9 protein-coding genes are annotated in these 12,598 nt (G+C 68.9%); 5 read left to right on the forward strand and 4 right to left on the reverse strand.

Annotated elements, in window-relative coordinates:
* Window positions 1-3: 3 nt before the first annotated feature.
* Window positions 4-2,226: a hypothetical protein gene (locus tag BEN78_14965; GenBank protein ASR44469.1), complete on the reverse strand. Its 2,223-nt coding sequence runs from the start codon at window positions 2,224-2,226 to the stop codon at window positions 4-6.
* A gap of 291 nt (window positions 2,227-2,517) precedes the next feature.
* Window positions 2,518-3,429, reverse strand: a complete 912-nt coding sequence (locus BEN78_14970; protein ID ASR44470.1) for a LysR family transcriptional regulator — start codon at window positions 3,427-3,429, stop codon at window positions 2,518-2,520.
* A gap of 314 nt (window positions 3,430-3,743) precedes the next feature.
* Here BEN78_14970 and BEN78_14975 point away from each other — a divergent pair, with 314 nt between their 5' ends.
* Genes BEN78_14975 through BEN78_14995 form a run of 5 tightly spaced genes read left to right on the forward strand, consistent with a single transcriptional unit; the run spans window position 3,744 to window position 9,900 of the window.
* The gene (locus BEN78_14975; GenBank protein ASR44471.1) at window positions 3,744-4,994 is read left to right on the forward strand and encodes a 2-oxoisovalerate dehydrogenase; all 1,251 of its coding nucleotides are present in this window, start codon (window positions 3,744-3,746) and stop codon (window positions 4,992-4,994) included.
* A 1-nt stretch (window position 4,995) separates the two neighbouring features.
* Complete coding sequence (locus BEN78_14980) at window positions 4,996-6,039, forward strand: 2-oxoisovalerate dehydrogenase (protein ASR44472.1); 1,044 nt, start codon at window positions 4,996-4,998, stop codon at window positions 6,037-6,039.
* 3 nt (window positions 6,040-6,042) lie between these two features.
* Window positions 6,043-7,380, forward strand: a complete 1,338-nt coding sequence (locus BEN78_14985) for a branched-chain alpha-keto acid dehydrogenase subunit E2 (protein ASR44473.1) — start codon at window positions 6,043-6,045, stop codon at window positions 7,378-7,380.
* A gap of 7 nt (window positions 7,381-7,387) precedes the next feature.
* Window positions 7,388-8,794 carry a dihydrolipoyl dehydrogenase gene (locus BEN78_14990; GenBank protein ID ASR44474.1) on the forward strand — a complete coding sequence of 469 codons (1,407 nt, stop codon included), beginning with the start codon at window positions 7,388-7,390 and terminating at the stop codon, window positions 8,792-8,794.
* Window positions 8,795-8,817: 23 nt separating this feature from the next.
* Window positions 8,818-9,900 carry a branched chain amino acid aminotransferase gene (locus BEN78_14995; protein ID ASR45173.1) on the forward strand — a complete coding sequence of 361 codons (1,083 nt, stop codon included), beginning with the start codon at window positions 8,818-8,820 and terminating at the stop codon, window positions 9,898-9,900.
* Between the two features lie 181 nt (window positions 9,901-10,081).
* On the opposite strand, the gene BEN78_15000 is transcribed toward BEN78_14995, so the two are convergent.
* Both BEN78_15000 and BEN78_15005 read right to left on the reverse strand, forming a co-directional pair.
* On the reverse strand, window positions 10,082-11,530 hold the full coding sequence (locus BEN78_15000) for a hypothetical protein (protein ID ASR44475.1): 1,449 nt from the start codon (window positions 11,528-11,530) through the stop codon (window positions 10,082-10,084).
* Window positions 11,527-12,519 carry a hypothetical protein gene (locus BEN78_15005; GenBank protein ID ASR44476.1) on the reverse strand — a complete coding sequence of 331 codons (993 nt, stop codon included), beginning with the start codon at window positions 12,517-12,519 and terminating at the stop codon, window positions 11,527-11,529. The genes BEN78_15000 and BEN78_15005 overlap by 4 nt, the downstream gene beginning before the upstream one ends.
* Window positions 12,520-12,598 lie beyond the last annotated feature (79 nt).

Genomic DNA, 12,598 nt, shown 5'->3' on the forward strand with positions numbered 1-12,598 from the left:
TGGTCAGAACCTGTAATCGAACGAGACGCCGACTGTACGCGGTTGCAGCATCACCCCGTTCCAGCGCGTCAGACGCGCCGATCCGAACAGGGTCCGACTGGCCGAGGTGAAGGTGTCTTCGTTGGTGACGTTGTTGACGAAGAAGCGGAACGACGCATCGGTGCTGCCCAGTTCGGCGCTGAGGTCGAGCAGGCTGTAGCTGGACAGTTCGATCGACTGCGACGCCGCCACCGACAGCGGACGGCTGCCGTAGTAGCGCAAGGCGCCGGCCAGGCTCCAGGCCCACTCGCCTCGCGTCGGAAACTGGTAGTGCGCCTGCACGCTGCCACTCCACTCCGGGACCTGCGGCAGCGGCGTGCCCGCCGGTGCTTGCCCCGGAATCGACGCGGTCAGCTCGGCATCGGTATAGCTCAATGCGCCGCTCAGGCGCAGGCCGTCGGTCGCGGCGACCGAACCGCTGAGCTCGACGCCCTGGCTGCGCGCGGTGCCGCCGTTGAGGCCATAGGAAATACCGCTCGGCGTGACCAGGTTGAGGCGGATGTCCTCCCAGTCGATGCGGAACACCGCGGCCTCGACCAGCGCACGCCGGTCCCACAGATGGCGCTTGATCCCCAGTTCGTAGTTGACCAGCGTGTCGGCACCGACCTGGCGCGGCACGTTCGGTGCATTGGCGATCAGCGGATTGGGACTGCCGGCGCGATAGCCGCTGGCGGCCCGCAGATAGGCCATGCTGTCCTGGCCGAAGAACAGACGCGGACTGACGCTCCAGGTGGTCACGCTTTCCGACGAGGTGCCGGTATAGGCCTGCCCACCGCCCAGCAGACCGCCCAGGTTCTGGTCGAACACCTGGTCGTTGCGCGCGTGGCGCAGGCCCAGGGCCAGGTCGAAGCGGTCGCTGAACTTCCAGGTCGTGTTGCCGAACAGCGCCTTCTCGCGATACGTGGTCAGCACGTCGGCGGTGAACAGCGAGGCCACCGGCGTCATGTCCACGCTCATGATGTCGCCGAACTCGATGTAGTCGGCATCCTCGTCGGTGTAGAACGCGCCGATCTGCCACGCCAGCCTGCCGGTGTTCTTGGAGGTCAGCCGGACTTCCTGGGTGAACTTGCGCAGGCCGATCCTGGTGTCGAGCGCGGCATAAGCCATCGGGCCGCGACCGGGTGTACCACCGAGCAGCGGCACGTACTCCGCCGACAGGTCCTGCACGCGCCAGGTGTCCGAATCGAGCCAACTGCTCGATGCACTGAAGTCGGCCCAGCCCAGATCCCAGTCGATGCTCAGCCCATAGACGTCGGCCTCGATGGTGCTCGGCTGCAGCAGCAGATAGTCACTGGCGTATCCGGGCAGGGAGCGCTCGAGCGTCACCGGATCGAGCGAGACCACGCCGAGGTTGTCGGCGCGGTTCTGCTGGGTGATCGCGCTGAGCACCACCTCGAGCGTGTCGATCGGCTGCCACAGCAGTGAAAGACGCCCCGCCTTCTGGCGCACATCGTTGGTGTCGCGGCGTTGGAGCACGGTGTTGTCGATCCAGCCCGGCGTCGCCTGCTCGGCGTAGCTGGCGCGCATCGCCAGCGTGCCTTCGGCCAGCGGCGCATTGATCGACGCACGTCCGGCGTAGCCCACGTGGCCGCCGTCGTCGATGACGCTGACCGTGCCACCGGCCCGGCCTTCGAAGTAGTCCAGTTCGGGGCGACGGGTGACATATTTGACCAGACCGCCCAGCGCACTGGCGCCATACAGTGTGCCCTGCGGACCACGCAGCACTTCGACATGCTGCAGATCGTAGGGCAGCAGGTCGAACATGCCGGACGTGCCGCCCGACAGCGACCCATTGGGGGTCAACGGGATGTCGTCGACGTAGATCGCGGTCGAGGCCGTGTTGCCCATCGGCACGATGCCGCGCAGCGACACCTGCGTGCGGCCGGGCCAGCCCAGGTTGTTGACCTGCAGACCGGGAATCACACCGGCCAGGTTGTTGACGTTGTTGATCTGCAGACGGTCGAGCGCTTCCTCGCCCAGCACGCTGATCGACATCGGGATTTCAGTGGGCGACTCCACGCGCTTCTGCGCGGTGACCTGCACGACCTCGAGAGTCTGCGTGCTGCGAGCGACGGCCGCAGGTTCGGGCGCGTCCTGGGCGATGGACAGAACCGGCGCGCCAGTGGCGAACAGGCCGACGGTACAGGCCAGCGACAACAGGGAGGGACGGGCGACGCGATTGCGCATGGTGTTCGGTCTCGGCAAGTGGGGGTGACCCCTGAAAGGACGGACAGAACCCGGTCTTGGGGGAGGCGCGGGGCACTGAGCAAAGCAGCGACGGTCCGGTCCCTGGATCCGATGTATGGCGCGATCAGGCGCCGGTCACGAACGCGTGACCCGGATAACCGTTTCGCGACTCCGATCGGAGAAATCGCGTTCGTATTTCTCGCGATCGAGCATACCCAAGCTTCTCCGCGTGGTTCCATTGCGGATTGCGCAGTGATGCATAACCCGACGCTATGGCATCGGCGACGTGCCTCAGGTCTCGCAGGCGAAGACCAGGAACTGGTGCAGCGCGTTCGCAGGTGCCGATAACGGATCGTCGGGGCGCCAGACCAGGCCCACTTCCATCGGCGGCACGGCCACCTCGAGCGTACGGACGTCGATGCGGCGGCCGTCCAGTGACCAGGGCCGGTAGACCATGTCCGACAGGATGCTGACGCCGAACCCATAGGCAACCAGGCCGCGCAAGGCTTCGAGCGACGAGGTGCGGAACGCGACGTTCGGCGTATGCCCGACCGATCGCCAGTAGCGCATCGACGAGGCCTCACCCTCGTCCACTTTCAACATGATGTAGGGATACGGCGCCACATCGGCCGGTCCGATCGTCGGCAACTGCGCCAACGGATGCGATTCGGCCAGCCACAACTGGCGGCGCGAGCGGATCAGGGTCTGTCGCCTGAGAACATGCGGCGCCACCATGTTGGAGATGATGCACAGCCCCAGATCGAGGTCGCCGTCGCCGACGCCGCGCTCGATCTCGGCCCGATCCATGTCGATCAGGTCGATCTCCACCAGCGGATACGAGCGCTTGAACCGCGCCAGCAGGCTGGGCAGGAAGTAGCCCAGCACCGTGTAGGAGGCGCCAACGCGCACGGTGCCGGCCAGCGTGTTGGCCAGCAGCGTCGGCTCGCTGAGCGCATCCTGCAGCGTGTCCAGCACATGACGCACGTGCTGGTGGAACCGATGGCCCTCGGCGGTCAACGCGACGCCGTGCGGCATCCGGTCGAACAGGCGCAGCCCCAGCATCGTCTCGAGCTGCGCGACCGCGGTCGTGATCACCGACTGGGAGACATGCAGCTTGCGCGCCGCCTGGGAGAACTGGCCCAGTTCAGCGGCCTCGGCGAAATAGCGCAACTGTCGCAATGACAGGTTGGCCGGAATCTGCATTGGAGGCTCCGAAAGCAGTGCGGTATCGGATTGGACGATACCTCATACAGAATTAAACAAATTTACGATAGCCGACCGGCACCGTAGACTTCACGCCTGGCGGAATGCGGCGTGCCGCGCCCGCCTGAGTGCCGCGGGCCGAGCCCGCCCCGACCGGGAGAAGCGTTTCTTGCCCTGTGCCCCGTCCCGGCACGCGCCCCGCGCGTGCCCCCTCGCGTCGATCGCCCGTCCGGGCATCGGCCGCGCTCTCGCCGACGCCCCCCGCCGCCGGCACGCCCGTCCTTCCATGTCCCATGTCCAGCGAGGCTCCTGACATGTCCACGTCCCAGACCCCGGCCACGCCCGCTCCATTGCGGTTGCACGTGCCCGAACCCAGTGCCCGCCCGGGCCAGGCCACCGATTTCTCCTATCTGCAGCTCAGCCCGGCGGGTGCGGTCGACAAACCCGCGCTCGACGTGACCGCTGGCCAGACCGCACCGCTGACCACGCAACTGGTCCGCGTGCTCGACGACAACGGCGACGCGGTCGGCCCGTGGGCGGCCGACATCGACGATGCGGTGCTGCTGCGCGCGATGCACGCGATGCTCAAGACCCGCGCGTTCGATGCGCGCATGCTGATCGCCCAGCGCCAGAAGAAGACCTCGTTCTACATCCAGTGCCTGGGCGAGGAAGCCATCGCGGTCGGCCAGACGCTGGCGCTGCGCGACGGCGACATGCAGTTCCCGACCTATCGCCAGCAGGGCATCCTGATCACCAAGGAGGTCTCGCTGGTCGAGATGATGTGCCAGGTCCTGTCGAACGCCGCCGACCCGCTGAAGGGCCGCCAGCTGCCGATCATGTACTCGTACAAGGACGCGGGCTTTTTCTCGATCTCGGGCAACCTGACCACGCAGTACATCCAGGCCGTGGGCTGGGCGATGGCGTCGGCGATCAAGGGCGACACCAAGATCGCGACCGCCTGGGTCGGCGATGGCGCGACCGCCGAGGGCGATTTCCACGCCGCACTGGTGTTCGCCCACGTCTACCGCGCGCCGGTGATCCTCAACGTCGTCAACAACCAGTGGGCGATCTCGACGTTCCAGGCGATCGCCGGCGGCGAGAACACCACCTTCGCCGCGCGCGGCGCCGCCTACGGCATTCCGTCGCTGCGCGTGGACGGCAACGACCTGCTGGCCGTCTACGCCGCGTCGCGCTGGGCCGCCGAGCGCGCGCGCAGCAACCTGGGCTCGACGCTGATCGAATGGGTCACCTATCGCGCCGGTCCGCATTCGACCTCCGACGATCCCTCCAAGTACCGCCCCGCCGACGACGCCCAGCATTTCCCGCTTGGCGATCCGATCGAGCGCCTGAAGCGGCATCTGATCAAGCGCGGGCTGTGGAGCGACGAACAGCACGAGCAAGTGCGCAGCGAACTCGATGCCGAGATCTCGCGCGCACTCAAGGAGGCCGAGTCCCACGGGTTGCTCGGCAGCGACAACCGTCCCGGCGCGGCCGACATGTTCAACGACGTCTACAAGGACATGCCCGACCACCTTCGCCGCCAGCGCCAGCAGTTGGGAGTGTGAGATGAGCGAAACCGAACTCCAGACCACCGGCAGCGCGCCGATGACCATGATCCAGGCGCTGCGTTCGGCGATGGACGTCATGCTCGAGCGCGACGACAACGTGGTGATCTTCGGCGAGGACGTCGGCTACTTCGGCGGCGTGTTCCGCTGCACCGACGGCCTGCAGGCCAAGTACGGCAAGCAGCGCGTGTTCGATGCGCCGATTTCCGAAAGCGGCATCGCCGGCGCGGCGATCGGCATGGCCGCCTACGGCCTGCGCCCAGTCGCCGAGATCCAGTTCGCCGACTACATCTACCCGGCCTACGACCAGATCGTCTCCGAAGCGGCGCGCCTGCGCTATCGCTCCAACGGCATGTTCACCTCGCCGCTGGTGTTCCGCACGCCCTGCGGCGGCGGCATTTACGGTGGCCAGACCCACAGCCAGAGCCCGGAGGCGATCTTCGCCCACGTCGCCGGCCTGCGCACGGTGATGCCGTCCAACCCCTATGACGCCAAGGGCCTGCTGATCGCCTCGATCGAGAACGACGATCCGGTGATCTTTCTCGAGCCCAAGCGCCTGTACAACGGCCCGTTCGACGGCCATCACGACCGACCGGTCGTGGCCTGGTCCAAGCATGCCGACAACCTGGTGCCGGAGGGCTACTACTCGGTGCCGCTGGACAAGGCCGCCATCGTGCGCGAAGGCCAGGCGCTCACCATCCTGACCTACGGCACCACAGTGTGGGTGGCGCAGGCCGCGGCCGAGGATGCCGGCATCGACGCCGAGGTCATCGACCTGCGCAGCCTGTGGCCGCTGGATCTCGACGCGATCGTCGCATCGGTCAAGAAGACCGGCCGCTGCATCGTGCTGCACGAGGCCACCCGCACCTGCGGTTTCGGCGCCGAACTCGTCGCCTTGGTGCAGGAGCACTGCTTCTACCACCTGCAGGCGCCGGTGGAGCGCGTGACCGGTTGGGACACCCCCTACCCGCACGCGCAGGAATGGGACTACTTCCCGGGTCCGGCCCGGGTCATCGACGCGATGCATCGCGTGCTGGAGGACTGAGCGATGGGACACCACGTCATCAAGATGCCGGACATCGGCGAGGGCATCGCCGAAGTCGAGCTGATCGCCTGGAAGGTCGAGGTCGGCGGTACCGTCGCCGAGGACGAAGTCGTGGCCGAGGTCATGACCGACAAGGCGATGGTCGAGATCCCCTCGCCCGTCGCCGGCACCGTGGTCTCGCTGGGCGGTCAGCCCGGCGAGATGATGGCCGTCGGCAGCGAACTGATCCGGCTCGAAGTCGAAGGCGCCGGCAATGTGAAGGCCGGCGCGGCGGCGCCCGAGACACCGGCCGCCAAGCCGGCCGAACCGAAGGCGGACACGCCGAAGGTCGAGGCACCGAAGCCCGCGCCGGCTGCCGAGCCCAAGCCCGCGGCGTCTGCGAAGCCGGCCGCGCCGGCACCGGTCGCCAAGTCCGAAACGCGCGGTGCGGTGACCAACGGCGTGCTCGCCGCCGGCGAACAGCCGCTGGCCTCGCCGGCCGTGCGCCGCCGCGCCTGGGACCTGGGCATCGAGCTGCGCTATGTGCCGGCCACCGGCCCGGGCGGCCGCATCCTGCAGGCCGATCTCGACGCCTATGCCGCGGCCGGCGGCAAAGCCCAGCCGGTCGGTGGCGCGGCCTCGGGTGGCGGCTATGCGCGCCGCACCGGCGAGCAGCAGATCCCGATCATGGGCCTGCGCCGCAAGATCGCGCAGAAGATGCAGCAGTCGTGGTCGACCATTCCGCATATCACCTATGTGGAAGAGATCGACGTTACCGAAGTCGAGGCCTTGCGCGCCCAGCTCAACGCGCGTTGGGGCAAGGAGCGCGGCAAGCTGACCCTGCTGCCGCTGCTGGCCCGCGCAGTGATCCTGGCCGCACGCGACTACCCGCAGATGAATGCCCGCTTCGACGACGAAGCCAACATCGTCACCCGCTATGAAGGCGTGCAGCTCGGCATCGCCACGCAGAGCGCGGTGGGCCTGTCGGTGCCGGTGGTCGCGCATGCCGAGTCGCTGGACCTGTGGCAGACCGCCGGCGAGATCGCGCGTCTGGCCACGGCCGTGCGCGAAGGCAAGGCCACCCGCGAGGAACTGTCGGGCTCGACCATCACCATCAGCAGCCTCGGCCCGGTGGGCGGCGTGGTCTCCACGCCGATCATCAACCATCCGGAAGTGGCGATCGTCGGCGTCAACCGCATCATCGAGCGGCCGATGTTCAAGGAGGGCCAGGTGGTCGCGCGCAAGCTGATGAACCTGTCCTCGTCGTTCGACCATCGCATCGTCGACGGCATGGACGCGGCCGAGTTCGTACAGGCGATCCGGCGTCGCCTGGAAACCCCTGCCCTGCTGTTCGTGGAGTGAGTGTCTGATGTCGAAGACCATTGAAACCCAGCTGCTGGTCATCGGTGGCGGCCCGGGCGGCTACGTCGCCGGCATCCGCGCCGGCCAGCTCGGCGTCAAGACCGTCGTCGTCGAAGGCGTGAACCCGGGCGGCACCTGCCTCAACATCGGCTGCATCCCGTCCAAGGCGCTGATCCATGCCGCCGAGGAATTCGCCAAGGTCGCCGCCTTCGCCGGCGGCACCTCGCCGCTCGGCATCACCGTGCAGGCGCCGACGATCGACCTGGCCAAGACCGTCGAATGGAAGGCCGGTATCGTCAAGAAGCTCACCGGCGGTGTCGGCGCGCTGCTGAAGAAGAACGGCGCGCAGCTCATCAAGGGCTGGGCGACGATCGTCGACGGCAAGACCGTCGATGTCGCCGGCGCCGCTGAGGACGGCGGCAACCTGCGCATCAAGTGCGAGCACCTGCTGCTGGCGACCGGCTCGGTGCCGGTGGAACTGCCGTTCCTGCCGTTCGGCGGCAAAGTGATCTCCTCGACCGAAGCGCTGTCGCCGACCGCACTGCCCAAGCACCTGATCGTCGTCGGCGGCGGCTACATCGGCCTGGAGCTGGGCACGGTCTACCGCAAGCTCGGCTGCGAAGTCACCGTGGTCGAGGCGCAGGACCGCATCCTGCCCGCCTACGACAATGAACTGACCAAGCCGGTCGCCACCCACCTGCAGAAGTCCGGCGTCCAGGTGCTGACCGGCCACAGCGTGCTGGGCCTGTCGGACGACGGCGCGCTGCGCGTGCGCGACCCGGACGGCACCGAGCGCACGCTCAACGGCGATCAGATCCTGGTCGCGGTCGGCCGGCGTCCGAAGACCGACGGCTTCAACCTCGAATCGCTGGGTCTCGACCTCGCCGGCAAGGCGATCAAGATCGACGACCAGTGCCGCACCTCGATGCGCCAGGTCTGGGCGATCGGCGATGTCGCCGGCGAGCCCATGCTCGCGCACCGTGCGATGGCCCAGGGCGAACTGGTGGCCGAGATCGTCAGCGGCAAGAAGCGCCGGTTCGTGCCGGCCGCGATTCCGGCGGTGTGCTTCACCGATCCGGAAGTCGTCGTCGTCGGCCTGTCGCCGGACGAGGCCAAGGCCCAGGGCATCGACGCCAAGACCGCGCTGTTTCCGTTTGCGGCCAACGGCCGGGCGATGTCGCTCGAATCCACCGACGGCTTCGTGCGCGTGGTCGCGCGCGCCGACGATCACCGCATCGTCGGCTGGCAGGCCGTCGGCGTGCAGGTCTCGGAACTGTCGATCGCGTTCGTGCAGTCCATCGAAATGGGCGCCACGCTCGAGGACATCGCCGGCACCATCCACCCCCACCCGACGCTGGGCGAAGCCGTGCAGGAAGCGGCGCTGCGCGCACTCGGCCACGCTTTGCACATCTGAGTTCGCGCATGACCACCGAGCCGATCCATACCTTCCGCATCGTCCCCTCGCAACAGGTCCGCCAGCAGGCCGACCGCGAAGCGATCCTCGCCGACCCGGGGTTCGGGACCCATTTCACCGACCACATGGTCGCGATCGACTGGACCGTCGAGGACGGCTGGCACGACGCGCACGTGCGGCCCTATGGCCCGCTCACGTTCTCGCCGGCCGCAGCGGTGTTGCACTACGGCCAGGAAATCTTCGAAGGCATGAAGGCGTTCCGTCATGCCGACGGTTCGATCTGGACGTTCCGGCCCGACGCCAACGGCCGCCGCCTGCAGCACTCGGCGCGCCGCATGGCCCTGCCCGAACTGCCGGTGGATCTGTTCGTCGAGTCGATCCGCCAACTGGTGCGCACCGACCAGGCCTGGGTGCCGGGCGGTGGCGAGTCGAGCCTGTACATCCGGCCCTTCATGATCGCCAACGAGGATTTCCTCGGCGTACGCCCTGCCCGTCGCGTGGCCTACTACGTGATCGCCAGCCCCGCCGGCGCCTACTTCAAGGGCGGCATCAAGCCGGTCTCGATCTGGCTGTCGCGCGACTACGCCCGCGCCGGCCGCGGCGGCACGGGGTCGGCCAAGTGCGGCGGCAACTACGCCGCCTCGTTGCTGCCCCAGCGCGAGGCCTACGACAACGGCTGCGCGCAGGTGCTGTTCCTGGATGCGGAGACCAACACCTTCGTCGAGGAACTGGGCGGCATGAACGTGTTCCTGGTCCAGCGCGACGGCAGCGTGGTCACGCCTTCGCTGACCGGCAGCATCCTGGAAGGCATCACCCGCGACAGCGTGATCCAGTTGCTGCGCGACCACGGCCACACCGTGACCGAGCGCCGGGTCGAGATCGCCGAATGGATCGACGGCGTGCGCTCAGGCGAGATTGCCGAAGTGTTCGCCTGCGGCACCGCCGCCAGCATCTCCCCGATCGGCGTGCTCAAGGGTCGCGATTTCGAGGTTGGCGATGCCGAGGCCGGTCCGGGCGCGGTCACGACCACGATCCGAAAGGCGCTGCTGGATATCCAGTACGGTCGCGCGGCCGACCGCCACGGCTGGCTGACCCGCCTGGTCTGAGCGCGTGTTGCGGCACAGCGGGCCTGCGCTGCAGGCCCGCTCGTCACGGCGATCTTTTTCAACGCAAGTAAGGTCGACACGACCCGCCGGCCCCGTGGCCGGCGTTCGCATGTCCGCCCGCTGCCTCGCGGCGGCGGACGGGCAGACGCCACAGACGCATCGCGCCCGCGGCCGCGATGCGTCAGGGCCCGACGCGCGTCTGTCCGAGCACCCAGGTCATGTCCGAGGTGGACCAGGGCATCACGTCCGGGGCGCGCGGCGGCAGCGGCTCGGCATCCTGCGGCCAGCCGTCGATGCCGGCCGCGGCCTCGACTTCGACCGGCCCTGCACCGCCCGGCCAGCGCAGTTCGATCCCCTGCGCGCCCGGCGCATGCCAGCGCAGCCGCGACCAGGTATCGGGCGTGTCGAGCAACGGTGCCGGCTCGCCCTGCAGGGTCACGCCGGGCACGGCCGCCGCGCTCTTGAGCAGCACCCGCAGGTCGCGGGTCGCAGCCGGCGCCTGCACACGCAGCACCGCCTCGCCGGTCGCCGCATCGCGCGACTGCTCGAACCGGATCGGCTCGGACACCGCGATCGGCGCCGCCGGCGTCGCCCAGACATTGGCCAGATCGACCGCCAGCAACGGACGCGGCGCCGGCGCCTCGCGATCGGCGTGCAGCGCCGCGCGCACCCACGCCGACGACGGCGGCAATGCGCTGACGCTGTGATATTCGCCCTTCCCCGGATCGGCGACGAACATCACCTGGGACAGCGCCGGATAGCGTTGCCGATCCAGCCGGGGAAACGCCGCGGCGACCAGCACGCCGCTGGCCAGCAGCACGACGGCGAGTGGTGCGACCGTGGGGCCACGCCGGCCGTCGGCGAGCCGCAGCCACGGCAGCGCCAGCGCTGTCAGCCAGATCGCGGGGACGGCCAGCACCTCGGGCGTACCGAAGCCCACGGCGTCGAACACCTGCAGCGCCAAGCCGAAGACATGTGCCAGCCCATAGGCCGTCACCAGTCCGGCGACCGCCACGCGCGCCGCACGCAGCGGTGCGCCGGCCGGCAGGCACCAGGCGACCATGGCCAGGCCCAGCAGCGGCCACAGCAGCAACGGCGCCAGTTCCGGCGCCAGCGCCTGCACCACCGCGCCCAGCAGGCCGAAGAACGCCAGCGCGCCCAGCCGCACCGCCTCACCGCGGCGCAGGGTGCCGGCCACGGTCCAGGCCAGCCCGGCCACGACGACGCCAAGCACCAATGCGACCGGATCGAAGCCGCCGCGCAGCGACGCGGCGACACCCGCGGCCAGCGCGACCAACGCGAATGTCCGCCGGCCCACGCCGCCGGCGATCAGGCCGCCCACCGCCAACACCGTCCCGATCGACAGCAGGCCCAAGCCGGCCGCCAGGATCGGAAACACGGCCAATAGATCGCGGTTGAGCAGCAGCGATGCGTCGCCGCCGCCGAGCAGCCGGTACGCCAGCCGCACCGTCAATGCGACCGCCAGCACCGTCAGCGGCGCAAGCGCTAGGCCGCTGACGAGGCCGCGCCAGCCGCCGTCGGCCCAGGCAACGCGACGCGCGACGGCGACGATCGGCAGCAGTGCCGCGAGCCACAGCAACCAGCCCGACCAGGCCGGCAGCGCGATCATCCACCCCCCGGTAGATCGCTGTAGACCAGGTCGGCATCGGCGGCCGGCAAGGTCGGCGACACGGCCAGTGTGCGCACCAGCGGCAGCACCTGCGCGCCCATGTGCTGCACGCTGCCCGGGTCGAGATTGTCGACCGTGGAACTCGCTGCGTGGTAGTCGAACAGGCCGCCGAGGATCGCGAAGTTGAGGCCGGGAATGCCCCGCTCGGCCGGCACCGTGAAATCGGTCCCGTTGGGCATGTAGCGATAGACGAAGCCGGTCAGCGAGTTGCCGGCCGGCAGTGGTGCACCGGCCGCGAAGGTGCGGATCAGCCCGGCGTTGCCTGGCCCGGTCTCGAACAACAACGCACGGCCGCGGCTGCCGCGCGCCTCGAGATTGACCACGGTGCCGATCCGCTGCGCCAGCGGGTGTTCGGCGAAGAATGCCCGCGCGCCAAGCAGTCCGGCTTCCTCGGCATCGGTGAACAGGAACACCACGTCACGCTGGCGCGCGTCCTGCGCGATCGCACGCGAGACCTCCAGTATCACCGCCACGCCCAGGCCGTCGTCGGCCGCGCCTGGCGAATTGGCGACGCTGTCGTAGTGCGCCATCATCATCACCGCAGGCAGGCTGCGGTCGCGTCCCGGCAATACGGCGACGACGTTCTCGACATTGCCGCCGCGTAGGTTGCGCAAGCGTGGATTCCGGTACTCGGCGAACGCGTGCGTGCGTTGCACCTCGACCTCCAGGCCGGCCTGCGTGAGCTGCGCGACCAACTGGTCGCGGACCCGCGCCGCCGCCGCCGAGCCGGTGGGATGGGGTTCGGCGGCGATCCAGCGCAAATCCACCAGCGCACGTGCCGCGGAAAAGTCCGAGACCGGAATGTCGGCCGGCAGTGGCGCCGGCGTCTGCGTCGCGCGCCAGGCTGCAGCGCCGGCCACCGCGATACACAGCAGCAGCAACGGCAGCGACCAGCGGGCGAGGCCCGGCATCGACGCGGGCGCGCTCATGCGTCCCGCCCACATGGCGCGAGCGCCTTTCCAGACGGCGCGGGCGCCGACATGCGGCAGACAGCGATCACAGGCATGA

Source organism: Xanthomonas citri pv. mangiferaeindicae, assembly GCA_002240395.1.
GTDB lineage: Bacteria > Pseudomonadota > Gammaproteobacteria > Xanthomonadales > Xanthomonadaceae > Luteimonas > Luteimonas citri_A.

What these genes read in the sequence shown, in the direction of transcription:
- BEN78_14980 (ASR44472.1), top strand. Translation starts at nt 4,996, where the DNA reads ATGAGCGAAACCGAACTCCAGACCACCGGCAGCGCGCCGATGACCATG.
- BEN78_14985 (ASR44473.1), top strand. Translation starts at nt 6,043, where the DNA reads ATGGGACACCACGTCATCAAGATGCCGGACATCGGCGAGGGCATCGCC.
- BEN78_14965 (ASR44469.1), bottom strand. Translation starts at nt 2,226, where the DNA reads ATGCGCAATCGCGTCGCCCGTCCCTCCCTGTTGTCGCTGGCCTGTACC.
- BEN78_15005 (ASR44476.1), bottom strand. Translation starts at nt 12,519, where the DNA reads ATGAGCGCGCCCGCGTCGATGCCGGGCCTCGCCCGCTGGTCGCTGCCG.
- BEN78_14970 (ASR44470.1), bottom strand. Translation starts at nt 3,429, where the DNA reads ATGCAGATTCCGGCCAACCTGTCATTGCGACAGTTGCGCTATTTCGCC.
- BEN78_15000 (ASR44475.1), bottom strand. Translation starts at nt 11,530, where the DNA reads ATGATCGCGCTGCCGGCCTGGTCGGGCTGGTTGCTGTGGCTCGCGGCA.
- BEN78_14975 (ASR44471.1), top strand. Translation starts at nt 3,744, where the DNA reads ATGTCCACGTCCCAGACCCCGGCCACGCCCGCTCCATTGCGGTTGCAC.
- BEN78_14990 (ASR44474.1), top strand. Translation starts at nt 7,388, where the DNA reads ATGTCGAAGACCATTGAAACCCAGCTGCTGGTCATCGGTGGCGGCCCG.